Origin of the sequence: Microbacterium sp. 71-23, from assembly GCF_001897265.1 — a bacterium.
GTDB classification, from domain to species: Bacteria; Actinomycetota; Actinomycetes; order Actinomycetales; family Microbacteriaceae; genus Microbacterium; species Microbacterium ginsengisoli.
In genome coordinates this window covers 50,756-73,682 of the sequence record NZ_MKSL01000018.1, presented here as the reverse complement: position 1 = coordinate 73,682, position 22,927 = coordinate 50,756, and the positions used below count along the sequence as shown (strand labels likewise).

At 70.2% G+C, this 22,927-nt stretch carries 22 protein-coding genes; 17 read left to right on the top strand and 5 right to left on the bottom strand.

Translation table 11 applies throughout. From position 1 onward, the window contains the following. Positions 1–43: 43 nt before the first annotated feature. The 8 genes from BGO15_RS09640 (at position 44) to BGO15_RS09605 (ending at position 9,637) form a co-directional block, all read left to right on the top strand. Positions 44–367 (top strand): DUF7882 family protein, encoded by a 324-nt coding sequence (locus BGO15_RS09640; RefSeq protein WP_056208223.1) that lies wholly within the window; start codon positions 44–46, stop codon positions 365–367. A gap of 95 nt (positions 368–462) precedes the next feature. Continuing rightward, entirely contained in the window at positions 463–612 is a 150-nt protein-coding gene (locus BGO15_RS09635; RefSeq protein WP_048809105.1) for a hypothetical protein, read from the top strand. 63 nt (positions 613–675) lie between these two features. Then, positions 676–1,347: a GTP pyrophosphokinase gene (locus tag BGO15_RS09630; protein ID WP_045247398.1), complete on the top strand. Its 672-nt coding sequence runs from the start codon at positions 676–678 to the stop codon at positions 1,345–1,347. An 18-nt stretch (positions 1,348–1,365) separates the two neighbouring features. Next, positions 1,366–1,860 (top strand): hypothetical protein, encoded by a 495-nt coding sequence (locus BGO15_RS09625; RefSeq protein ID WP_045247399.1) that lies wholly within the window; start codon positions 1,366–1,368, stop codon positions 1,858–1,860. 152 nt (positions 1,861–2,012) lie between these two features. Next, positions 2,013–4,226: a glycogen debranching protein GlgX gene (gene glgX, locus BGO15_RS09620; RefSeq protein ID WP_056208351.1), complete on the top strand. Its 2,214-nt coding sequence runs from the start codon at positions 2,013–2,015 to the stop codon at positions 4,224–4,226. A 4-nt stretch (positions 4,227–4,230) separates the two neighbouring features. After that, positions 4,231–6,666: a malto-oligosyltrehalose synthase gene (treY, locus tag BGO15_RS09615; protein ID WP_056208230.1), complete on the top strand. Its 2,436-nt coding sequence runs from the start codon at positions 4,231–4,233 to the stop codon at positions 6,664–6,666. A gap of 22 nt (positions 6,667–6,688) precedes the next feature. After that, positions 6,689–8,434 (top strand): malto-oligosyltrehalose trehalohydrolase, encoded by a 1,746-nt coding sequence (treZ, locus tag BGO15_RS09610; protein ID WP_056518763.1) that lies wholly within the window; start codon positions 6,689–6,691, stop codon positions 8,432–8,434. Positions 8,435–8,590: 156 nt separating this feature from the next. Next, on the top strand, positions 8,591–9,637 hold the full coding sequence (locus BGO15_RS09605; RefSeq protein ID WP_056208237.1) for an isopenicillin N synthase family dioxygenase: 1,047 nt from the start codon (positions 8,591–8,593) through the stop codon (positions 9,635–9,637). A gap of 16 nt (positions 9,638–9,653) precedes the next feature. Here the strand turns inward: BGO15_RS09605 and BGO15_RS09600 are convergent, their stop codons facing one another. From BGO15_RS09600 to BGO15_RS09590, 3 genes are all read right to left on the bottom strand, one after another. Continuing rightward, positions 9,654–10,370 (bottom strand): glutamine amidotransferase-related protein, encoded by a 717-nt coding sequence (locus tag BGO15_RS09600; RefSeq protein ID WP_056208240.1) that lies wholly within the window; start codon positions 10,368–10,370, stop codon positions 9,654–9,656. 44 nt (positions 10,371–10,414) lie between these two features. Further along, positions 10,415–11,179, bottom strand: a complete 765-nt coding sequence (locus BGO15_RS09595; RefSeq protein ID WP_056518761.1) for a LysR family substrate-binding domain-containing protein — start codon at positions 11,177–11,179, stop codon at positions 10,415–10,417. Between the two features lie 115 nt (positions 11,180–11,294). Further along, a complete protein-coding gene (locus BGO15_RS09590) occupies positions 11,295–11,702 on the bottom strand; it encodes a transferase (protein WP_045247405.1) in 408 nt (135 codons plus the stop codon). Positions 11,703–11,977: 275 nt separating this feature from the next. On the opposite strand from BGO15_RS09590, the gene gnd reads away from it, so the two are divergent. Continuing rightward, on the top strand, positions 11,978–13,048 hold the full coding sequence (gene gnd / locus BGO15_RS09585) for a phosphogluconate dehydrogenase (NAD(+)-dependent, decarboxylating) (RefSeq protein ID WP_235557376.1): 1,071 nt from the start codon (positions 11,978–11,980) through the stop codon (positions 13,046–13,048). Further along, positions 13,045–13,734, top strand: coding sequence for a YitT family protein (locus BGO15_RS09580; RefSeq protein ID WP_056208248.1), 690 nt, complete (start codon positions 13,045–13,047; stop codon positions 13,732–13,734). Before gnd ends, BGO15_RS09580 begins: the two co-directional genes overlap by 4 nt. Here BGO15_RS09580 and BGO15_RS09575 read toward each other — a convergent pair whose 3' ends face one another. Next, a complete protein-coding gene (locus BGO15_RS09575) occupies positions 13,735–14,703 on the bottom strand; it encodes a ketose-bisphosphate aldolase (RefSeq protein ID WP_045247407.1) in 969 nt (322 codons plus the stop codon). It abuts the gene before it with no gap. 133 nt (positions 14,704–14,836) lie between these two features. Here BGO15_RS09575 and BGO15_RS09570 point away from each other — a divergent pair, with 133 nt between their 5' ends. The 5 genes from BGO15_RS09570 (at position 14,837) to BGO15_RS09550 (ending at position 20,279) form a co-directional block, all read left to right on the top strand. After that, positions 14,837–16,222: an FGGY family carbohydrate kinase gene (locus tag BGO15_RS09570; protein ID WP_056208255.1), complete on the top strand. Its 1,386-nt coding sequence runs from the start codon at positions 14,837–14,839 to the stop codon at positions 16,220–16,222. Positions 16,223–16,275: 53 nt separating this feature from the next. Continuing rightward, complete coding sequence (locus BGO15_RS09565) at positions 16,276–17,343, top strand: LacI family DNA-binding transcriptional regulator (protein WP_056518760.1); 1,068 nt, start codon at positions 16,276–16,278, stop codon at positions 17,341–17,343. A 133-nt stretch (positions 17,344–17,476) separates the two neighbouring features. Next, the gene (locus BGO15_RS09560; RefSeq protein WP_162237839.1) at positions 17,477–18,511 is read left to right on the top strand and encodes a substrate-binding domain-containing protein; all 1,035 of its coding nucleotides are present in this window, start codon (positions 17,477–17,479) and stop codon (positions 18,509–18,511) included. Positions 18,512–18,537: 26 nt separating this feature from the next. Further along, the gene (locus tag BGO15_RS09555; RefSeq protein ID WP_056518757.1) at positions 18,538–19,533 is read left to right on the top strand and encodes an ABC transporter permease; all 996 of its coding nucleotides are present in this window, start codon (positions 18,538–18,540) and stop codon (positions 19,531–19,533) included. Continuing rightward, the gene (locus BGO15_RS09550) at positions 19,530–20,279 is read left to right on the top strand and encodes an ATP-binding cassette domain-containing protein (RefSeq protein ID WP_056208265.1); all 750 of its coding nucleotides are present in this window, start codon (positions 19,530–19,532) and stop codon (positions 20,277–20,279) included. Before BGO15_RS09555 ends, BGO15_RS09550 begins: the two co-directional genes overlap by 4 nt. A gap of 8 nt (positions 20,280–20,287) precedes the next feature. On the opposite strand, the gene BGO15_RS09545 is transcribed toward BGO15_RS09550, so the two are convergent. Continuing rightward, a complete protein-coding gene (locus BGO15_RS09545; protein WP_056208270.1) occupies positions 20,288–20,950 on the bottom strand; it encodes a GntR family transcriptional regulator in 663 nt (220 codons plus the stop codon). 78 nt (positions 20,951–21,028) lie between these two features. Here BGO15_RS09545 and BGO15_RS09540 point away from each other — a divergent pair, with 78 nt between their 5' ends. Beyond that, positions 21,029–21,988 carry an AEC family transporter gene (locus BGO15_RS09540; protein ID WP_200934393.1) on the top strand — a complete coding sequence of 320 codons (960 nt, stop codon included), beginning with the start codon at positions 21,029–21,031 and terminating at the stop codon, positions 21,986–21,988. Between the two features lie 123 nt (positions 21,989–22,111). Next, the gene (locus tag BGO15_RS09535) at positions 22,112–22,873 is read left to right on the top strand and encodes an SDR family NAD(P)-dependent oxidoreductase (protein WP_056518756.1); all 762 of its coding nucleotides are present in this window, start codon (positions 22,112–22,114) and stop codon (positions 22,871–22,873) included. The last annotated feature ends 54 nt before the right edge of the window (positions 22,874–22,927 follow it).

The following is a 22,927-nucleotide window of genomic DNA, read 5'->3' as shown; positions in this document are numbered from 1 at the left end:
CACGGTGACGGCGCGGAGGATCACCCGCGTTTAGGCTCCTCACATGGGGAGATTCATCTACGACACGATCGGCAACTCGGTGGAGATCGAGGACCGCACGCTCGCGCATCTGCGCATCGTCGTGATGAACAAGCTGCGTCGTGCCGAGCCGTTCATGTTCGACGTCGAGATGGGCGACGGCAGCGGTCGCCGCAGCTTCTGGGTGCACCCCTCCGTGCCGCTGCAGTTCCACTTCTTCGGCAGCCGCCAGCCGCGCATCAACCGCGCCTGGGTCGAGGATCTGATGGCCGCGGCATCCGGCCCGAACGGCCTGACGATCACGCCGGAGCCGGCGGAAGAGCCTCCCGCCGGACCCCCGGCGGACTGAGTCGTTCGGATCCGTCGCCGCCTTGTCAAGACCTGGGCGGATCCTCGCTCGCGCGGGACAGTGGAACCTGCTGTCCTCAGGAGGTGATGCGTGCGATGACACGAGGCGAACCCGAGCCGAGGGACGAGGGGATCGATGCGGCATCCGAGGTGCCCATCGACGCCCACCCGGCGTTCGATCAGGTGCCGGCGATCGATGTGATCGACGGCGAGCTGGTGCCGCGGAGTCCCCGGACGCGCCCCTGACGGTCATGCTTTTCCGCGGGCGCTCACAGCGTCCCCCGATGAGACGGTCGTAGCGTCGGCCGGGTGAGTGTGCCGCTCGACGACCAGTCCATCACCGTCTCCCCGTCGCAGTTGCGCGATGCGCGCGACGAGCTGCAGCGTTTCCTGCTGGAGTACCGCTTCGGCATGCAGGAGATCGAGACCAAGATCCAGATCCTGCGGGACGAGTTCCTGCACATGCACGACTACAACCCGATCGAGCACGTCTCGAGTCGCGTCAAGAGCCCGGACAGTCTGGTCGAGAAGGTGCTGCGCAAGGGCATCGCCCCCGACTTCGACTCGATCCGGGCGAACATCACGGATGTCGCGGGCGTGCGCGTGACCTGCAGCTTCACCGCCGACGCCTATCGTCTCTTCGATCTGCTCACCTCGCAGCCCGACATCACGGTGCGCACCGTGAAGGACTACATCGCGGAGCCCAAGCCGAACGGCTACAAGTCGCTGCACGCGATCGTCGAGGTGCCGGTGTTCCTCTCGACAGGGCCGATGCCGATCCCCGTCGAGGTGCAGTTCCGCACGATCGCGATGGACTTCTGGGCGAGCCTCGAGCACAAGATCTACTACAAGTACGCGCGCCAGGTGCCGGCGGGGCTCGTGGAGAGTCTGAAGGATGCCGCCGACACCGCGTCCGAGCTCGACGGGCGCATGGAGCGGCTGCACCGCGAACTCCACGGACCCCACGCGGTCGACGTCTGATCCGACGAGAATGAGCGGGTGGACGACGTCGAAGCGCTGATCGCGGGTGCCCGCGCGCGTCTGACCGCCGCGGGAGCGCCGCGCGAGGCGCTGGGCCGGTGGCGCAGCCGGCGGTTCGTCGGCATCCCGCTGGCGCCGAACGTGGTTCCCGAGGGCGCCGCCTGGCACCTCGGGGTGCTGCTCATCGGCCCGGAGGACGTCTTCGCGACCGGGGAGATCGTGCGCGCGCGACCCGAGGTCCGCCGCGGGTTCGCCGCCGAGTCGCAGCGCCGACGGGCGGATGTCGCGGCCGCCGCCTCCCGCGGAGGCTTCGCCGACGGGCAGGTCGTGCACCTCGGCTGGGAGGGGCTCGACCTCGCAGCGGTCGGGCGGGGCGAGGCATCCGGCCCGCTGCGGCAGGGGACGGACGGACCCGAGGTGCGCTGGAGCGCCCGCGGTGGGTGGCGGCCGCTCGCCGCCTACCTCGACGAGCGCATCGCGCTGCTGCTCGACCCGCCGTCCGGCGCGACCTGAGCCCGCAGGACGCGCCCGTCAAGCCCCGCCGCGACGACGCGCGGATGGCCGATGCTCGGAAGGTGAGTGACCCGAACGCCGAGCCGACCGCCGACACGTCCGCGACATCCGCACCCGCTAATGTGGGGGCTCCCGAGCAGGGAGGGGCGCACGTGCAGGCTTGGCCGGGATCCGCGTACCCCCTGGGCGCGACCTTCGACGGCAACGGCACCAACTTCGCCCTGTTCAGCGAGGGCGCCGAGAGTGTCGAGCTGTGTCTGTTCGACGACGCCGGCACCGAGACCCGCGTCGAGCTCGTCGACGTCGACGCGTTCGTGTGGCACGCCTACCTGCCGAACATCGAGCCGGGTCAGCGCTACGGCTACCGCGTGCACGGCGAATACGATCCGGCCGCGGGGGCGCGCTACAACCCGAACAAGCTGCTCCTCGACCCCTACGCGAAGGCCGTCGACGGCCAAATCGACTGGGACCAGGCGCTGTTCGCCTACACGTTCGGCGACCCCGACTCCCGCAACGACGACGACTCCGCCGCGCACATGATGAAGGGCGTCGTCATCAACCCCTTCTTCGACTGGGGCGGCGATCGGCAGCCGAAGACGCCGTACTCCGAGACCTTCATCTACGAGGCCCACGTGAAGGGCCTCACGAAGCTGCATCCGCTCGTGCCGGAGGAGATCCGCGGCACGTACAGCGCGATCGCCCACCCCGCGGTCATCGAGCACCTGAAGAAGATCGGCGTCACCGCGATCGAGCTCATGCCCGTGCACCAGTTCGTCAACGACGACACCCTGCAGCAGAAGGGCCTGTCGAACTACTGGGGCTACAACACCATTGCCTTCCTCGCCCCGCAGAACACCTACGCCTCAACCGGCCAGCGCGGCCAGCAGGTGCAGGAGTTCAAGGGGATGGTGCGGGCGCTGCACGCCGCGGGCATCGAGGTGATCCTCGACGTGGTCTACAACCACACGGCCGAGGGCAACCACCTCGGGCCGACCCTGTCGATGCGGGGCATCGACAACGAGGCGTACTACCGGCTCGAGCAGGACGACAAGCGCTACTACACCGACTACACCGGCACGGGCAACAGTCTCAACGTCGGCAACCCCCACGCGCTGCAGCTCATCATGGACTCGCTGCGCTACTGGGTGCTCGAGATGCACGTCGACGGGTTCCGGTTCGATCTGGCGGCGACCCTCGCCCGCGAGTTCTACGACGTCGACCGCCTGGCCGCCTTCTTCGAGCTCGTGCAGCAGGACCCGGTGGTCTCGCAGGTCAAGCTCATCGCCGAACCGTGGGACGTCGGCCCCGGCGGCTACCAGGTCGGCAACTTCCCCCCGCAGTGGACCGAGTGGAACGGCAAGTACCGCGACACCGTGCGCGACTTCTGGCGGGGCGAGGCGGCGACCCTCGGCGAGTTCGCCTCGCGGCTCACCGGGTCGGCCGACCTGTACGAGCACAGCGGGCGGCGGCCCGTGGCATCCATCAACTTCGTGACCGCCCACGACGGGTTCACCCTGCGCGACCTGGTGTCGTACAACGAGAAGCACAACGACGCGAACGGCGAGGACGGCAACGACGGGGAGTCGTTCAACCGGTCGAGCAACTGCGGCGTCGAGGGGCCGACCGACGACCCGGTGGTGCTCGCCCGGCGCGCGCAGCAGCAGCGCAACTTCATCGCCACCCTGCTGCTCAGCCAGGGCGTGCCGATGCTGCTGCACGGCGACGAGCTCGGCCGCACCCAGCAGGGCAACAACAACACGTACGCGCAGGACAACGAGCTCAGCTGGATCGACTGGGAGCACGTCGATCAGCCCCTCGTCGAGTTCACCGCGGCCCTCGCGCGCCTGCGACACGACCACCCGACCTTCCGTCGCAGCCGCTTCTTCGACGGCCGCCCGGTGCGCCGCGAGGAGGGGAGCCCGGTGCCCGACATCGTGTGGCTGCGCCCCGACGGCACCCCGATGCAGCCCGAGGACTGGGACGCCGGCTTCGGCCGCGCGGTCGGGGTGTTCCTCAACGGCGGCGGCATCCGCGAGCGCGATCGGCGCGGGAGCGAGATCGTCGACGCGCACTTCCTCGTCTACTTCAACGCGGGCGACGAGGCGGTCGACTTCACCGTTCCCGAGGTGGAGTACTCGCCGAGCTGGGACGTGCTGGTCGACACCGCCGGCCATCTCGCGAACACCGGCGTCGTCGATCCTGGCGACGTGGTCGGCGTCGGCGCGGCGTCGCTGCTGGTGCTGATCGAGCACCGTGCCGCCCCGCCCGAGGTCGACCACTCGGTGGCCGCGTCGCTCGCGCAGGCGGTCACCGCGGCGATCGACGAGGTGCCGGGCGCCGCCCCCAAGAGCGAACTGCCGAGGTGAGCGCGTGAACCCGTCGTCGACCTATCGTCTGCAGATCCGACCCGGGTTCGACCTCGACGCCGCCGCCGCGATCGTGCCGTACCTGCGCGATCTCGGCGTCGGCTGGGTCTACCTGTCGCCGCTGTTGACGGCGACGACCGGTTCCGACCACGGCTACGACGTCGTCGACCCGGCGCGCATCGACCCGGCGCGTGGCGGCGCGGAGGGGTTCGCGCGCTTCGTCGCGGCGGCACGGGAGGCGGGCCTCGGCGTGCTCGTCGACATCGTGCCCAACCACATGGGCGTCGCGGTGCCGCGCGAGAACCCGTGGTGGTGGGACGTGCTGCGGCTCGGCGAGGCGTCCGCCCACGCCCGCGCGTTCGACATCGACTGGGCGTTCGGCGGCGGCCGCGTGCGCCTCCCCGTGCTCGGCGGCGAGTTCGACGACGTCATCGGCGATCTCGTGATCGACCGGGATCCCGCGGCATCCGCACCCGACGGAGTCTTGCGGTACGTCGACCACGTCTTCCCTCTCGCGCCCGGCTCGCTCGACGGCATCGGGAGCGCGCCCACGACCGTCGACGTGCGCACCGTGCTCGGCCGGCAGCACTATGAGCTGCGGTTCTGGCGCGACGAGGCGACCGACCTCAACTACCGGCGCTTCTTCGCCGTCACCTCCCTCGCGGGGGTGCGCGTCGAGGATCCCGCGGTGTTCGCTGCCGCCCACGTCGAGATCGTGCGGTGGGCGACGGAGGGGCTCGTCGACGGCCTGCGCGTCGACCATCCCGACGGCCTCGTCGACCCGGCCGGCTACCTCGAGCGGCTGCGGTCCGCCGTCGGCGGGCTGCCGGTGTGGGTCGAGAAGATCCTCGAGCACGCCGCGACCGACCACCCCGAGCGCCTCGCACCGTGGTGGGCGAGCGCGGGCACGACGGGCTACGACGCGATGGCCGAGCTCGACCGGCTCTTCATCGACCCGAACGGCGTCGCGGCGCTCGACGGGCTCGACGCGGCCCTGCGCGCGGAGACCGGCCTGCCGCCCGCGCCCGCCTGGGACGACCTGATCGTCGAGACGAAGCGCACGATAGCTGCGACGATCCTGCAGTCCGAGGTGCGGCGGCTCGTGCGCACGCTCCCGGCCGAGGTGCGCGAGGCGGTGGGGGCGGATGCCGCGGCCCCCGCGCTCGCCGAGATCCTGGCCGCCTTCCCGATGTACCGCTCCTACCTGCCCGCGGGCGCCGCCCACCTGGTGCGGGCGGGGGAGGAGGCATCCGCCCGCCGGCCCGACCTCGCGGACGCGATCGCCTCCCTGCTGCCGGTGCTCGGGGATGCGACGCTCGAGGTCGCGCACCGGTTCGAGCAGACCACCGGGCCCGTCATGGCGAAGGGTGTGGAGGACACCGCGTTCTACCGGTTCACCCGGCTCGGCACGCTCACCGAGGTCGGCGGCGACCCGTCGGTCGCCTCGCTCGACGTCGAGGGGTTCCACGCGGCGTTCGCCGAGCGTCACGCGCGCTGGCCCCACGCGCTGACGGCCCTGTCGACCCACGACACCAAGCGCAGCGAAGACGTGCGCGCCCGCCTCAGCGTGCTGAGCGAGCAGCCCGAGCGTTGGGCGACCGCGCTGGGCACGCTGCGCGCGGCCGGGACGACCGGGCACGGTCCCACCGACGAGCTGCTGTGGCAGGCGATCGTCGGCAGCTGGCCCGCGTCGGCCGAGCGCCTGCACGCCTACGCCGAGAAGGCCGTGCGCGAAGCGGGGGAGCGAACGACCTGGCTCGCCCCCGACGCCGCGTTCGAGGCCGCGGTGCACGCGCTCGTCGACGCCGCGTTCGGCGCGGCGCGGCCCCTCGTCGAGGACCTCGTGGGCCACATCGCCCCGGCCGGCTGGTCGAACGCGCTGGGCCAGAAACTGCTGCAGCTGGCCGGCCCCGGCGTGCCCGACGTCTACCAGGGGTCCGAGGTGCAGGAGCTCTCGCTCGTCGATCCCGACAACCGGCGACCCGTGGACTTCACGGCCCACGCGGCGCTGCTGCACGACATCGACGCGGCGGTCGCGGCCACCGAGCTCGATGCGCGCCTGGGTGCAGAGGGCGGACCGGGGATGGGGGAGCCGCTGCTGCCGCCGGTCGACGCGACCGGGCGGGCGAAGCTCCTCGTGACGTCGCGGGCGCTGCGGCTCCGCCGCGACCGCCCGGAGCTGTTCACCCGCTATCTGCCGCTGGAGGTCGTCGGCGAGGCCGCCGCGCACCTCGTCGCGTTCGACCGCGGCGGCGTCATCGCCGCCGCGACCCGACTGCCCGTGGGGCTCGGACGCCGCGGCGGGTGGGGCGACACCGCCCTGCTGCTGCCGCCCGGAGACTGGGTCGACACCCTCACGGGGCGCGTCGAGTCGGGCGCCGTGCCGATCGCCCAGCTCTGCGCGACCTACCCCGTCGCACTGCTCGTGAGGGCCGGCTGAGCCGGCGGATGCGGAGGACGACGTGATCGAGGTGTGGGCGCCGAACGCCGCGCTCGTGCGGCTGCGGCGGGTGGCGGCATCCGTCGACATCGACCTGACCCCCGCCGACGACGGCTGGTGGCGCGCCGACGTCGACCTCGCCGACGGCGAGCGGTACGGGTTCGTGCTCGACGACGGCGAGCTGCGTCCCGACCCGCGCTCGCGCCGGCAGCCCGACGGGGTGCACGGCGCCTCGGCCGTCGACGATCCGGGCTCCTTCGCGTGGACGGATGCCGCGTGGACCGGGCGTCCACTCGCGGGCGGCCTCGTCTACGAGCTGCACATCGGCACATTCACCCCCGACGGGACGCTCGACGCCGCAGCCGCGCGACTCGATCACCTCGCCTCGATCGGCGTCACCCACGTCGAGCTGCTGCCCGTGAACGGCTTCAACGGCCAGTGGAACTGGGGCTACGACGGCGTGCTCTGGTACACCGTGCACGAGGCGTACGGCGGACCCGCCGCCTACCGTCGCTTCGTCGACGCCGCCCACGCGCACGGCATCGCCGTCATCCAGGACGTCGTCTACAACCACCTCGGACCGAGCGGCAACTACCTGCCCGAGTTCGGTCCCTACCTGCGCACCGGCAGCCGCAACACCTGGGGCGACTCCGTGAACCTCGACGAGCCCGTGGTGCGGTCGTACATCGTCGAGAACGCGCTCATGTGGCTGCGCGACCAGCATGTCGACGGACTCCGGCTCGACGCGGTGCACGCCCTGCACGACGAGCAGCCGGTGCACATCCTGCAGGAGCTGGCCGCGGCATCCGATGCCCTCTCCGCGCACCTGGGACGCCCGCTCACCCTCATCGCCGAGAGCGACCTCAACGACCCGCGGCTGATCCTGCCGCGCGAGGCCGGCGGCTACGGTCTGCACGCGCAGTGGAGCGACGACTGGCATCACGCCGTCCACGTCGCCCTGACCGGTGAGACGAGCGGCTACTACGAGGACTTCGCGGCAGCCGACGCCCTGCCGAAGGTGTGGACCGCCGGGTTCTTCCACAACGGCACCTACTCGTCGTTCCGGGGGCGTGACCACGGCTCCCCCATCCCGTCCGAGGTGCCCACCTCCCGCCTCGTGACCTTCTCGCAGGACCACGACCAGATCGGCAACCGCGCCGCCGGCGATCGTCTCACCGCGACCCTCTCGACCGACCGGCTCGCGGTCGCCGCCGTGCTGACCCTCACCACCCCCGGCACCCCGATGCTGTTCATGGGCGAGGAGTGGGGTGCGTCGACGCCGTGGCCGTTCTTCACGTCCCACCCCGAGGAGTGGCTGGGGGAGGCCGTGCGCAAGGGGCGCACCGAGGAGTTCGCGCGCATGGGCTGGGACGAGTCGGTCGTGCCCGACCCGCAGAGCCCGGCGACGTTCGCGAGCGCCAAGCTCGACTGGACCGAGCAGACGCACGGCGCCCATGCCCGCCTGCTCGCGCTCTACCGCGCCCTCGCCGACCTGCGGCGCGCGCGGGCCGAGCTCACCGACCCGGCGTTCGCCGACCTGACGGCGGAGGACCTCGACCCCGACGCTCCCCCCGCCGCGCGGCGGTTCCTGCTCGGACGCGGCGCCCTGCGCATCGCCGTCAATCTGAGCTCCGACCCGTGGCCGCTCGCGCTCGAGCCGGGCGAGACGGTGCTGCTCACGAGCGGGGCGGATGCCGCGGCATCCGCCGACGGCACCGTCACCGTTCCGCCCGACACGGCCGTGATCGTCGGGCCACCGCTCGGCTGAGCCCGGCGCACGGACACCCGGATGCGCCGTCACGCGCAGGAAACGTGCGCTCGGTAGCCTGGCCGCGCTCATGAAAGCGAGCCGCCCACCGGCGGCGGGAAAGCGTGAAGCGACTGCCTGACACCGGCCCGCGGGCCACGACCTCACGGAGTTGCCATGACGTTCCACGTCCCCCTCGTCGACATCACGCCCTACGTGACTGGCGGCACCGACGCCGAGCGCGCCGCGGTCGCCCGCGCGATCGACGACGCCTGCCGCACGGTCGGTTTCATCCAGATCACCGGGCACGGGGTGCCGGCCGCGGTCATCGCGGGGCTCGAGGCATCCATCGACGGATTCTTCGGGCTCGACCTCGATGTGAAGAACACGTACCGCACGCCGCCCGAGATCAATCGCGGCTACAGTCCGCCGAAGTCGGAGTCGTTGAGCCTGTCGCTCGGCGTCGAGCAGGCCAGCCGCATGAACGACTTCTTCGAGGCGTTCAACGTGGGCGCGACCGCGGCGCACTACCCGCACGTCGCGCACCTCGACCCGATCGACTACGCCGACAACGTGTGGCCCGACGTCGCCGGGTTCGAGCCGGCCGTCAGCGCCTACTTCGGCGAGGCGGCGCGCGTCGCCCGCACGCTCACCGACATCTTCGCCGACGCCCTCGGCATCGATCGCGCCTTCTTCGACGCCCGCACCGACCACTCCCTCGACGTGCTGCGGATGAACAACTACGCCCTCCCGCCGGGCACCGACGTCACCCTCGACGGCGACCTCATCGGCATGGGCGAGCACACCGACTACGGCATCGTGACAGTGCTGTGGGCCGACCGGGTCGCGGGCCTGCAGGTGCTCGGATCCGACGGCTCCTGGAACGACGTGCAGCCCGCCGAGGGCGCACTGCTCGTCAACCTCGGCGACGTGACCGCTCGGCTCACCAACGAGCAGTGGATGTCGACGCTGCACCGCGTGAAGCCGCCCGTCATCGACGGCACGATCCGCCGGCGCCGCTCCGCGGCGTTCTTCCACGACGGCAACGTCGACGCGCTCATCGAGACGCTGCCGCAGTGCGTCGACGCGCAGCATCCGGCGATCTACGAGCCCGTCACCGTGCAGGAGCACATCCGGGCGAAGCTCGCCGGATCGCGCGCGGGCGTGCGCAACGAGACCGCCGACCGCGAGTCGGCGCGGGTGCTCTCCAGCGACCGGTACTGAGGGGTGGGGTGCGCGCCTACAGCGCCGCGAAGGCCGCGACGATCGCCGTCGGCGCCGTGACGGTCGCGGCGCGCACGCCCGCGACCACGGCGGCGTAGTCGTCGGGGTCGAAGTAGCCGAAGTCCCGGTAGACGGCGATGCGCGCGGCGAACGAGTCGGCGGTCAGCTCCGGGTGGAACTGCGTCGTCCACAGCGACCCGACCCGGTAGGCCTGCACCGGGCATCCGTCGCTCGTCGCCAGCGCGACCGCCCCCGTCGGCGTCGTCCCCGACCCCTCCTTGTGCGCGGTGTAGGCGGTGAACGTCGCAGGCAGGGCACCGAAGACCGGGTCGGCGGCGGCATCCGCGCCGACGGTCACCTCGGTCGTGCCGGTGTCCTCGCCGAACGCCCGGTCGATCGTGCCGCCGAGCAGCCGCGTCGCGATGCCGATGCCGTAACAGGTGAGCAGCGCTCGGGTGGCGCCGGATGCCGCGGCCTCCGCGACCGTGGCGAGGTCGGCCTCGACACGGCGCTGGGTGTCGGACTTGCCGGCCTCGGGGTCGCCGACATTGAACGGGCTGCCGCCGCCGATGAACCCGGCGTAACGGTCGAGGGCGCCCTCGGGGAGAGGGGAGCGGGTGAGGTCGTGGCGGGCCAGCGACACGCCGGCGGCGGCGGCGAACGCGGCGAACTCGCCGTCGGCCGCGTTCTGCTCCGGGCGCGCGCCGAGGAAGAGCAGCGGCCGGGAGTCCATCCCGCGAGTCTAGGGCGAGGGGCGGGCCGGCCGTCCGGCGGGTCTCAGCGTGACGAGCGCGCGGTGCGCCCGCGCACGATGCCGACGAACGCGTCGATCAGCGGGTGGGCGTCCTCCCGCGGCCAGACGAGGCCGACCGGGGCGAGCGGGCCCCCGTCGAGCTCGCGGAAGGTGATGTCCTTGCGGTGGTGGAGCCGGGCGAGCGACATGGGCACGACGGAGATGCCGACGCCCGCGGCGACCGTCGCGATGGCCTCCTCGGTGCTGGCGGGGGGAGCGAACCGGGGCCGCTCGACGGGCCAGGCCGCGGCGGTCGCGGCGAGGTCGAGCACGTCGTCGGCGGGCACGATCAGCACCTCGCCGGCCAGATCGGATGCCGCCAGCCGCTCGGCGACCGATAGTGAGGCGTCGGCCGTCATCACCACGACCGGCACCTCGTCGTAGAGGGCGATCGCGTGCCACCGCTCCCGGTCGACGGGGAGGCGGGCGATCACGGCGTCGACGTCGCCGGCCGCGAGAGCGGTCTGCTGCCGGGCGACGTCGAGCTGCACGAGCTCGAGCGGGGTGTCGGGGTGGCGGTCGCGCCAGCGTTCGATCCAGATGCCGGGCGTCGCACCGGGCACCGCACCGAGGCGGAACGGCGGCGCGGGAGCGGCCGGGGGCTCTGCGGTCGGCGCGGGCCGTCGTGCGGCCGTCTGTCGCGGCGCCTTCTGGGTGGAGCGGCCGCCCTTCGCGCCGGACTTCTTGCCCGCGCCGCGCCCACCGGCGCCCGCGCCCGACGGGCGGCGGTCAGGCGTGCGCGGACTCATCCGTCCAGCATGCCCGATCTCCCGCGCCGAGCGCGCGCCACGGCGGCGAGGTGGGCGAGCAGCGGCCAGGTCAGAGAGCGGATGCCGCGGCATCCGCCCACGCGTGAATGGCCGGTCAGGCCGCGAGACGCAGCCCGCGACGGTCGGTCGCGACGCGCTCGCCCGCGGCGATGGTCTGGTCGTCGCCGATGAGGGAGCCGCCGGCGACCAGCGCGTTCTCCCCGACGTACGTGCGGATGCCGATCTTCGCGCCCGCGCCCACCCGGGCCCCCGCGCCGATGTGCGCGTGAGGGGCGATCTCGGCCTTCGGCCCGATGACGACGTCGTTCTCGATCCACACCCCGCGTCCGACGTGCGCACCCGCGGCGATCTGCACACCCGGTTCGATGTAGGCGCCCGCCTCGACGACGGCGCTCGCGTGCACCTTGGCGCCGTTCGCGATCAGGCCGCGACCGTTGACGTGCTTGCGATAGCGCAGCGTCTCGCCCCGGTCGTCTTCGATATCGACGTAGTTCTTGCCCACGTTCCCCTCCTGCGGCGGCTCTCCCGCCGAACACTCGGTATCAACCCCGATGCACCCGCATGCATTCCCGTGCACTCCATTCGGAGCGGACGACGCAACGGATGCCTCGTGGGCCGGCTCCGTCGCCGTGTTCCCTCCGATCGTGCCACCGCCCGAACACACCGTCCCGGGGCTTGACAGAACGCGGAGAACCGGGGCTGCCGGGGCCCCCGTCGCGGCGCGGGAATAGACTTCCCGCGGGTCTCGAGCGACGGCGCCCGAGCGCCGCACATCGGATGAGCGCGAAGGGAACGACGATGCAGATCGCCATGGTGGGACTCGGACGGATGGGGGCGAACATCGTTCGTCGCCTGATGCGGGACGGACACGACTGCGTCGTCTACGACGTCAACCCAGACTCCGTCGCCGCCCTCGTCGCCGAAGGCGCGGTCGGGGCATCCGATCTCGCCGACCTGGTCTCGAAGCTCGAGGTGCCGCGCACGGTCTGGTTGATGATCCCGGCGGGTCTCACCGGCTCCCTCGTCGATCAGATCTCCCCCCACCTCGCGGCGGGGGACATCGTCATCGACGGCGGCAACTCGAACTACCACGACGACGTCCGGCGGGCCGCAGCGCTCAAGGACAGCGGCATCCACTTCGTCGACATCGGTACGAGTGGCGGCGTCTTCGGGCTCGAACGCGGCTACTGCCTCATGGTCGGCGGACCCGACGAGGCGTTCGCGCACATCGAGCCGGTGCTGCGCACGATCGCGCCCGGCTCGGGCGACGTGGAGCGCACCCCTGGCCGCACCGGGGAGCTCGCCCCCGAGGAGCTCGGCTACCTGCACACCGGCCCCAGTGGCTCGGGACACTTCGTGAAGATGGTGCACAACGGCATCGAATACGGCATCATGGCCGCGCTCGCCGAGGGACTGAACATCCTCAAGAACGCCGACGCGGGAGTGCGCGAGGCCGAGCACTCCGCTGAGGTCGCGCCGCTCGAGGAGCCCGAGTTCTACCAGTTCACCATCGACACCCCGAAGGTCGCGGAGCTCTGGCGCCGCGGCTCGGTGATCTCGTCGTGGCTGCTCGATCTCACCGCCGCCGCCCTCGCCGAGAACCCCACCCTCGACGGGCTCGCCGGCCGAGTCTCCGACTCGGGTGAGGGCCGTTGGACCGTGAAGGCCGCGGTCGACGTCGGTGTGCCCGCGCCGGTGCTCGCCGCATCGCTGTTCGAGCGGTTCGCGTCCCGCGGGGAGGACCACTACGCCAACCAGGTGCTCTCGGCGATGCGCCTGCAGTTCGGCGGACACCACGAGCTTCCCGCCGGCGACGTGCTGGAGGCCGGAGGGCGAAAGGCCGAGTGAGCGCGGGGGACGCGGCATCCGCCCCGTACGGCGCATCGACGGGCGTCGAACCGGATCCGACGACGGCGCCCACGCTCGTCTTCGAGAAGAGCGCCACGAGGCATTCACTGCTCGAAGACGTGCTCGGTCTCGTGACGGGCACGTTCCTGGTGTCGTTCGGCCTCTACCTGCTGCAGACGGCCGGCGCAGTGACGGGCGGCACTGCCGGCCTCGCCCTGCTTCTCGGCTACGCGACGTCGTGGCCGTTACCGCTGCTCTTCGCGATCGTGAACCTGCCGTTCGCGGTGCTCGCGATCTGGAAGAAGGGCTGGGACTTCACGGTGCGCACGGCCGTCGCGATCGGTCTCGTCTCGGGGTTCGCCCTCGTGCACCACGCGTTCCTGCAGCTCGGCCACATCGATGCCGTCTACGGCACCCTCGGCGGCAACCTCATGGTCGGCGTCGGGGTGCTCATCATCTTCCGCCACCGCGCCAGCCTCGGCGGGATCAACATCATCGCGATCGTGCTGCAGGAGCGCACGGGCTTCCGTGCGGGTTGGACGCAGATGGTCTTCGACGTGCTCATCATCGCCGCCGGACTGCTTGTCGTGTCGTGGGACAAAGTGCTGCTGAGCGCCGCCGGCGCGGTGGTGCTGAACCTGGTGCTGGCCATGAACCACCGGCCGGGGCGCTACATCGGGCGCTGATCAGCGGTGGCGGTATGCCTGTCCGGCCTGCCCGAAGACGTGCATGCGCTCAGCGACGATCTTCTCCATCGCCTGCCGTGCGGCCCGCTGGAACGGGGCCGGGTCGACGGTCAGGCCGTCCTCGGCGAGGGAGCGTCGCGCCGCCGCGGCATAGGCCATGTGCGAGTCCATGCCCTGGTTGATCTTGCGAACCCCGAGCTTCGTCGATCGCGCCTTCTCGTCCTCGGGCACCCCCCACGACTCGGGCAGGCTCCCGCCGTACCGATTGATCTCGTCACGCAGGTCCGCCGGCAGCGACGACGATCCGTGCATCACCAACGCGGTCTCGGGGATGCGCGCCGCAATCGCCGAGATGAGGTCCATGTGCAGCACCGACCCGTCGGGCGGGCTGGTGAACTTGTACGCGCCGTGGGACGTGCCGATCGCGACGGCGAGTGCATCGACGTCGGTCAAGGCGACGAAGCGTTCCGCCTCGTCGGGGTCGGCGAGCACGATCTCCTTGACCGTCGCGCCGCCGTCCTCCGAGCCGCCGATCGTGCCGAGCTCACCCTCCACCGAGACTCCGCGGGCGTGCGCGTACTCGACGACCTTTCGGGTCAGTGCGGCGTTCTCCTCGAAGCTGGCGTGCGTGACGCGGTCGGGGAGAAGGCTGCCGTCGATCATGACGCTCGTGAAGCCGGCTTCGATCGCTCGCGCGCAGTCCTCGAAGGATGCCCCGTGGTCGAGGTGGAGAACGACCGGCACCTCGTCGTAGCGGTGGATGAGTGCGACCAGCGCCTCCCAGAACGCCCCCTCGTCACCGTGGGCGGAGGAACCCGCGATCGTCTGCAGGATCACGGGTGAATCGGTCTCCCGTGCGGCATCCAGCACGGCTTCCGCCTGGACGAGGTCGGTGACGTTGAAGGCGCCGACCCCATACGCGCCGGCTTTGGCGGCATCGAGGGCTTGACGCAGGGTGATGAGTGGCACGAGTGCTCCTTCGCATGAACGACGTTGTTCGCAGCCGGGGGTTGCGATTTTCTGACAACGGTAGACAGAGTAGGGGACCTCTGTTAGCTTGTCCATCGTTAGACAGAACCGGCGTCGAAGGAGACCTGGAATCATGCGCGACGAGTTGCTCCTGGGCATCGACCTGGGTACGTCCTCGATCAAGGCGAATGCCGTCGATCGACACGGACGCTCGCTCGGCATCGGTACCGCTCCGACGCCGTTCGTCGCGAACCGCAGCGGCGTGGAGATGACTCCGACTGCTCTGCTCGACGCCGTTCACGACGCCGTTGCCCACCTCGGTGAGCTGCGACACCGGGTCGCGGGAGTCGGAATCGCCAGCATGGGTGAGACGGGAACCACCATTCGCGCCGACGGCCCGACCGATCTTCCTCTCGTCGCTTGGCACGACCGGCGCGGGGCGTCGGTCGTGAAAACCCTGCTCTCCCGTTTCGGTGCGTCGGAAATCCTGCGGCGAACCGGACGAGAGGCGCGAGACGTCACGAGCATCGCGAAGCTCGGGTGGCTCCAGCAGGCAGGAGCCGTCGTCGAGGGCACGTGGACGGGCGTCGCCGGGGTCGTGCTCTGGCGACTCACGGGCGCCCTCGGGCAGGAGCAGTCGCTCGCTGCGACGAGCGGCGCATACGATCCGATATCCCATCGATACGATCGCGAGATCCTCGCCGCCGTCGGACTCGACCACATCGCGTGGGCGCCGGCACGCCAAGCGGGCACCCTGCTCGGGCGCATCGGCGGGCCCGGGGCGGAGTGGAGCGGGTTGCCCGCGGGTATCCCGGTCACGATCGCCGGACACGACCACCCCGTCGGAGTGGTCGGCGCAGGCGGCGAGAAGAACGAGGTGATCGACTCGCTCGGAACCGGGGAGCCCCTGGTCGTGAGCTGGCAGGCAGTGAAGGGTGCACCGCATCCCGTGGCGCCCGCCCTTCCGGGCGATCTCACGCTCACGGCGTGGCCCGGCACATCGCGGCACATGCTGCTGTGGGAGACGCTGCGGCCGGGCCTTGCGATGTCGTCCCTCCTCGAGCATGTCGGCGGCACGCGCAACGACATCGAGTTCGCGGCCATCCGCGTGCAGGCTGAGCCGCTCGCCGTCGAGGACCTGCTCTCGATGCAGGCGGGCGACGTGCCCGAGCACGTCCGGCAGGTCGCGCCGGAGGTCGCATGGGCGGCCACCCTCGAGGGGTACGCCGCCGCCGCCGCGCAGGCGGAGGTCGAGATGCGACGCATGGCCGGCGTCACGGGACGCACCCTACTCATCGGCGGGGGACTGCGTTCGCGGCGCTGGGTGGAGGCGAAGATGCACCGGGCGACGGGCAACCTCGCGATGGCATCCGAGCGTGAAGCAGTCTCACGCGGTGCAGCGCTCATCGCCGGCGTCGCCGCAGGCTGGTGGGATGCGGAAGAGTATCCGCCGGCGGATGTCGTCGACATGACCGGGACGACCTTCGTGCCGGGCGCCACAAGCGCCGCACGATCGTGAGAGGCGAGAGGACGAGCTATGACCCGTGGATCATCGCCTTCGTGGTGGCGCGAATGAGTTCCGAACGAGGAGCCTCCGGGCTCCGACCGCCGGCACGGCTCGTCGACATCGCCGAGCATGCGGGGGTCTCCGTCAAGACGGTCTCCCGCGTACTCAACGGCGAGCAGTACGTCACCGAGGCGACGCGTCGCCGGGTCATGGACTCGGTGGCTGCGCTTAGCTACGTGGGCGACGCAGCCGCTGCCGGACTGCGCACCCGCCGCTCGGGCACGGTGGGCCTGATCATCCCCGACGTGCGCAACGGCTATTTCAGTCTGCTGACGCGCGCGATCGAGGAGAGATTGACATCCGCGAGTCCGACCCTGCTCCTCGGCGACTCCGACGAGGAGCAGGCGCAGGAGGAGCGATACCTGCGCACATTCCGCCAACAGCGAGTCGACAGCCTGATCGTCCTTCCGGCCGGAGCGCCCAGCCTCCCCGATGCCGTGCACGAGATTCCGACGGTGATCGTCGATCGTACGGTGCCCGCCGTCGAGGGTCTCGCCGATCATGTGCTCGCGGACGACCACCGCGCCGCCGACCGGTTGGTCGAGCACCTCGTCCGGCATCACGGGATGCGCGATGTCGTGCTCGTCGCCGGGCGTCGATCCGTCTCGTCCGTCGCCGAACGCGAGCGCGGATACCAGTCGGCGATGCGACGTGCCGGCCTTGTCGAACGGGTGTCCGGTGAGCACGTGACCCCCGACGACGCCGCCGCGGGAGCGATCCGCATCTTCCGCGATCTCACGCCTCCGTTCGGGGTGTTCACGACCAACAACCGCATGTTCTGGGGCGTCATCGCCGCGATCTCTCGGCTGGGTCTCCAGATCCCTCGCGATGTGCTGGTCACCACGATCGATTCGATCGGCGAGGCGACCTACACCGGCCTCAAGCCCACGCAAGGGGTCGTCCCCGCTCATGAAGTGGCCGCGCGCACGATGGAGTTGCTCGCTGACCGCTCGGCAGATCCGGCGCGTGCCCCCCGCACGCTCACGGTCGACATTGACATCGAGTTCGGAACGACCTGCGGCTGCGTGCCGCTCACGGCTTCGCCGCTCCTCGCCGGTTCCTCGCCGGGATGAGCCCACGGCCCTGACGCGGGGCCAGGCAGAAGAACGGCTGGCTGCAGCGGTGTATGGGAACCCCAGCTGCAACCAGCCATCGCGTCACCGCGTGACAGGCGGACCAATCCCCACCCTCAAAGGAGAGAAAGAGATGTCCCTTTTCGTACGCAAGCGCAGCGCCGGCCTCGTCGTTGTCGCGACGGCTTCGATTCTAGTGACGGCCCTCGCGGGCTGTTCGTCGTCATCGACTCCGTCATCGACCGGTTCTTCCGGATCCATCAAGATCGCTCTCGTGCTGAAGCCGCTCGACAACACCTACTTCGGTGCGATGGCGCAGGGAGCCCAGGCTGAGGCGACCCAGGACGGCGTCTCGCTGACGGTCGTCGCCGCCGACAACGTCACCGACGACTCGGGTCAGGCGGCGAAGCTGAACGCCCTCGCCACCGAAGGCTACGACTGCTACATCGTCAACCCCACAAGCCAGACCAACCTGCTGACCGGACTCGCTCCGATCTCGGCTGCCGGCACGCCGATCGTCAACCTGGACCTGCCGATCGACACGAGCGCCGCGAAGTCCGCAGGCGTGAACATCACGACCTACGTCGGCACCAACAACGAGACTGCCGGTCAGGCCGGAGGAAAGGCGATGATGAACCTCCTCTCGAAGGGTGACGGCGTCGCGCTCATCGGCGGGCTCGTCGGCGATCCCGGCAGCAACGCCCGCCTCAAGGGGTTCACCGACGCGGTCAACGGCACTCTGACGATCACGCAGACCGTCGCCGCCGATTTCGACAAGGCGAAGGCGAAGAGCGCGGCCGCCACGATCCTGCTCGCCAACCCGAACATCAAGGGCTTCTTCACACCCTCGGGCGACATGGCCCTCGGCATCCAGCAAGCCGTCGAAGAAGCGGGCAAGAAGGGCCAGGTCGCGGTGATCGGAATCGACGGCACCCAAGACCAGCTCAAGGACATCGTGGCCGGCGGTGAGCCGGCGGCGATCGAGCAGTTCCCGTACCTGATGGGCGCCCAGTCCGTGCAGGCCTGCATCGCAGCTCACAGCGGCAAGACCATCCCGACCAGCGTCGAGACGCCCGTGCTCACCGTGACGAAGGACAACGCCCAGGCCGCACTCGACGCCTTCCCGGCGCCGCCGTCGGACTTCGTGGTCCCGAACCCCTTCCAGTAATCCGCAACGATCGGGGATCTTCACCCATGTCCACCCAGACCAGTCCCGTCGACACGACGAATCCGATCACAGCCAGCACGCGCACCCTTCGTCGTCGCCTCGCGAACGAGGATCTGTGGACCCGCGCGACCGCTCCTGTGGCACTCGTCCTGCTCACGGTCACGTTCACCATCGTCAACCCGAAGTTCCTCACCTGGCCGAGCCTGACGAGCATGCTCGCCGACTCCACGATCCCGATCGTGCTGGCTCTGGGAGCGACGTTCGCGGTGACGCTCGCCGGTATCGATCTGTCGCTCGCGTCGACGGTCGCGCTGGGCAGCGTCACGATGGGGCTCGCCTATCAGGCCGGACTGCCGCTATGGCTGTGCTGCCTGGTCGCGATGGCAACGGGACTGTCGGTCGGCGCGCTCAACGGCGTCATCATCGGCTGGGTGAGGATCCCCGACTTCATCGTCACCCTGGGGAGTATGAGCCTCGTGATGGGGCTCAGCCTGATCTTCTCGCAGGGCAAGCCCGTGCAGATCCCCGAACGCGCTCTCACCTTCGTCAGCATCACGTCGGTGGGTGGCATCCGGTTCAATTTCCTCATCGCGCTCGCGATCGGTGTCCTCCTGCACATCGTGCTGTTCCACACTCGGTTCGGCACTCACCTCCTCGCAGTCGGCGACAACCCCGACGCCGCCCGCGCCATGGGACTCAAGGTCGCCCGCGTCAAGCTCGCCGGGTATGTCATCTGCGGTCTGATGGGCGGGGTGGGGGCCGTGCTCCTGACCTCGTACATCGGGTCGAGCCAGCCGGCGACCAATACCGACTACCTGCTCAAGGCGATCGCGGCCGTCGTGCTCGGCGGGGTGAGCCTCTTCGGAGGTCGAGCCACGATCATCGGGCCCATCCTGGGCGCCATCCTCCTGACATTCCTGCAGTCCGGCCTCACGCTCGTCGGCGTGAGCGCCTTCTACTCGCCCCTGGTCATCGGCATCGTCGTGATCGCCGCCGCCATGCTCATGAGAGGTCGAAAGTGAACGACATCAAGGTCGAACTCCGCGACATCCGCAAGACGTTCGGCAGCGTCGAGGCGCTGAAGGGCGCCTCCCTCACAGCTCGTCGCGGCGAGGTCACGGCCATCGTCGGTGACAACGGTGCCGGCAAGTCGACGCTGGTCAAATGCCTGACGGGGCTCATCACGCCCGACAGCGGAACGATCACCATCGATGGGAAGGACGTGCGCTTCTCCTCGCCCAAGCATGCGCGGGCGGCGGGCATCGAGACGGTGTACCAGGATCTCGCGCTGAGCGATCAGCTCAGCATCTGGCAGAACCTCTACATGGACCGCGAGCTCACCGCCGGCATCGGTCCGCTGCGTTTCCTCCGCCGCGGCGAGATGAAGCGCGAGGCGCATCGTCTCGTCGCCGACCTCGCCGTCAACGTGCCGTCGGTGACGAGGCCGGTCAAACGCCTCTCCGGTGGGCAGCGGCAGGCGGTCGCGATCGCACGGGGTGTGATGTGGGCCCGCGGCCTCATCATCCTCGACGAGCCCACGGCGGCGCTTGGGCTGCGGGAGACCGCTCAAGTCGAGGGGCTGATCCGCCGCGTCGTCGATGCCGGTGAGACGGTGCTCGTGGTCTCGCACAACTTCGAGCAGGTGAAGCGCCTCTCGTCCCAGGTGTGGGTAATGCGAGCGGGCAACGTCGTGCAGGGGGTGCGTACCGAGGACGTCTCCGGTGAGGAGCTCGTCGGCCTCGTGACCGGCGCGATCACCGCCGTTTGACGTGTCGGCTACGACGTCGCGAGGATGTGGAGCACGTCGCCGCGGATTCGGCTGAGGTGCTCCTGCATCGCGGCCTCGGCCAGAGCCGAATCGCCCGTCATGATGCCGCGCAGGATCTCGTCGTGATCGTGGGCGATGTCGATCGGGCTGTGGAGGCGGTCGGTCGTGGTGTGGCGACGGTTGATCAGCAGGTCGCGCAGGTCGTCGACGATGCTCGCGAGTCGCGCATTGCCGGTGGCGCTGAGGATCGCGGAGTGGAACTGGGCGTCGTAGCGCTCGAGGTCGGCGGAGCGGCCGGCGGCGGCGACCTCGAGCATGCGGTCGTAGGCGTGCTGGATGCGCTGCTTGGCCTTCGCGTCGGCCTGGGCGGCGAGGCCCGCGGCCGGCACCTCGAGCCACGAGCGGATCTGGAAGATGCGCTCGAGATCGGCCGGGTCATGCTCGATGACGATGAAGCCGCGGTTCTTCTGGATCTCCACGAGCCCGAGGTTCGCGAGCTGCAGCACTGCCTCGCGCACGGGCGTACGGGAGACGCCGAGCTGGTCGGCGATCGAGCCGACCGAGTGCAGCACGCCGCCCGGCATCGTGCCGTCCTTGATGGCGGCGCGGATCGAGGTGACGACCTGCGATGTAAGTGTTTCCTGTGTGCGCACCTTTGCGAGCGACGTCATGACGAGGTTCCCTCCTCGAGCCCCCAGTGAAGAGTGAAGGGTCCACTCTCGTGTGTATGTAGCATGCTACATGACTCGGTGAACGTCGCCGATCGGATCGAGGTTCGCGTGTCGGGTGTGCTCATCGGCTTCGGAGTGGTGGGCTCGCTCATCCTCCTCGGCTTCGTCGTGGGGCGGATGCGACTGCTCCCCGACAACGCGGAACGCGTGCTCTCGATGGTGGCGTTCACGCTCGGCACACCGGCGCTGATGTTCTACCTGCTCTCGACCAGCCGCATCGACTCGATCTTCAGCGTCTCGCTCGCCACCGTTGCCATCGCGGCGCTGTTCGGCATCGCCGTCTTCGCGATCGTCGCGGCGGTCGCGCGCTGGGGCGTGCCGACCGCCGTCGTCGGCGGTCTCGCGAGCGGGTACGTGAACGCGGGGAATCTCGGGCTGCCGGTGGCGACCTATGTGCTCGGCAGCGCCACTCTCATCGCGCCCGTGATGCTGTTCCAGCTCATCATCCTCGCCCCCGTGAGCATGGCGATCCTCGACATCGCCTCGGGTGTCGGGCAGTCCATCGGACAACGTCTGCTGCGTCCGTTCCGCAATCCGATCGTGGTCGCCTCGCTTGCCGGCGTCGCCGTGAGCGCCAGCGGGCTCGTACTGCCCGACGCGATCCTCGAGCCGTTCTCGCTGCTCGGGCATGCGACGGTGCCGATCATGCTGCTCGCGTTCGGCATGGGGCTGCAGCGCCACGGGCTTCCGCTGCGGCGCGGCGCCGTGGCGCAGACGCTCGTCGCCGTCGTACTGAAGTCGTTCGCCGCGCCGATCGTCGCCACGATCGTGGGGACGCTCGTCTTCGGGCTGGCAGGCAAAGACCTCATGGCGGCCGTGCTCTGCGCGTCACTGCCCACAGCGCAGAACGTCTACGTCTACGCATCGCGCTACGAGTCCGCCACGACCCTCGCCCGCGACGCCGTGTCGCTCACGACAGTGCTCGCCGTGCCGGTGCTGGTGGTCGGTTCGGTGCTGTTGCCCGCTCTCTTCGGATGAGAGTGGCATGTTACATGTCTGTTTCGGTCGGGTAAAACACTCACTCCCCCGGGGGAGACGGTGGTGGGTGATGGGTAGCATGCTACTTATCCGGTTGACCGCCAGCCGGATCGAAAGGTCCGCATGTCCCCCGCAGAGATCCGCTACCGCGAGCCGCTCCTCGACGGAAAGGTCGCCCTCGTCACCGGCGCCGCCGGCGGCATCGGCCGGGCCATCGCGGCGCACTTCGCCGCCGAGGGTGCCACAGTCGTGGTAGCTGATGTCGACGCCGCCCGTGCCACGGCAGCGGCCGCCGACATCCCCGGGGCATCCGCTGCGGCCATCGATGTCACCGACTCCGCGTGCGTCGACGCCATCTTCGCTGAGATCGTCGCGCAGCACGGCCGCCTCGACATCCTGGTCAACAACGCGGGCATCGACAACACCGGCGCCATCACCGAGATGAGCGACGATCAGTGGGAGCGGATGATCGCGGTGAACCTCACCGGTGTCTTCCACTGCACCCGCGCCGCCGCGCGCGTCATGATCCCGCAGAAGTCGGGCCGCATCATCAGCATCGGCTCGAACCTCGGCATGATCGGCTCGGTCGGTATGCCCCACTACTGCGCGGCGAAGGCCGGCGTGCACGGCTTCATGCGGGCGATCGCCCGCGAGCTCGCCCCGCACGGCATCACTGCCAACACGATCGCCCCCGGTCCGATCAACACCGAGATGCTCGCGTCGCTCCCCGCCGACGTCGTCGCTCGCAAGCTCGCCGAGGTGCCCCTCGGGCGCGCCGGCAGCGTCGACGAGATCGCCCCCACCGCCGTGCTGCTCGCCTCCGCCGGCGGCGCCTACTACACCGGCGCCGTGATGAACGCGACCGGCGGCGACGTCATGCTCTGACACCCCTACGAACCTGCTCCACCTCCGTGCACCACACCCGTTGTCCCATACACA

What these genes read in the sequence shown, in the direction of transcription:
- BGO15_RS09640 (WP_056208223.1), top strand. Translation starts at nt 44, where the DNA reads ATGGGGAGATTCATCTACGACACGATCGGCAACTCGGTGGAGATCGAG.
- BGO15_RS09635 (WP_048809105.1), top strand. Translation starts at nt 463, where the DNA reads ATGACACGAGGCGAACCCGAGCCGAGGGACGAGGGGATCGATGCGGCA.
- BGO15_RS09605 (WP_056208237.1), top strand. Translation starts at nt 8,591, where the DNA reads ATGACGTTCCACGTCCCCCTCGTCGACATCACGCCCTACGTGACTGGC.
- BGO15_RS09600 (WP_056208240.1), bottom strand. Translation starts at nt 10,370, where the DNA reads ATGGACTCCCGGCCGCTGCTCTTCCTCGGCGCGCGCCCGGAGCAGAAC.
- BGO15_RS09595 (WP_056518761.1), bottom strand. Translation starts at nt 11,179, where the DNA reads ATGAGTCCGCGCACGCCTGACCGCCGCCCGTCGGGCGCGGGCGCCGGT.
- gnd (WP_235557376.1), top strand. Translation starts at nt 11,978, where the DNA reads ATGAGCGCGAAGGGAACGACGATGCAGATCGCCATGGTGGGACTCGGA.
- BGO15_RS09570 (WP_056208255.1), top strand. Translation starts at nt 14,837, where the DNA reads ATGCGCGACGAGTTGCTCCTGGGCATCGACCTGGGTACGTCCTCGATC.
- BGO15_RS09565 (WP_056518760.1), top strand. Translation starts at nt 16,276, where the DNA reads ATGAGTTCCGAACGAGGAGCCTCCGGGCTCCGACCGCCGGCACGGCTC.
- BGO15_RS09560 (WP_162237839.1), top strand. Translation starts at nt 17,477, where the DNA reads ATGTCCCTTTTCGTACGCAAGCGCAGCGCCGGCCTCGTCGTTGTCGCG.
- BGO15_RS09555 (WP_056518757.1), top strand. Translation starts at nt 18,538, where the DNA reads ATGTCCACCCAGACCAGTCCCGTCGACACGACGAATCCGATCACAGCC.
- BGO15_RS09545 (WP_056208270.1), bottom strand. Translation starts at nt 20,950, where the DNA reads ATGACGTCGCTCGCAAAGGTGCGCACACAGGAAACACTTACATCGCAG.
- BGO15_RS09535 (WP_056518756.1), top strand. Translation starts at nt 22,112, where the DNA reads ATGTCCCCCGCAGAGATCCGCTACCGCGAGCCGCTCCTCGACGGAAAG.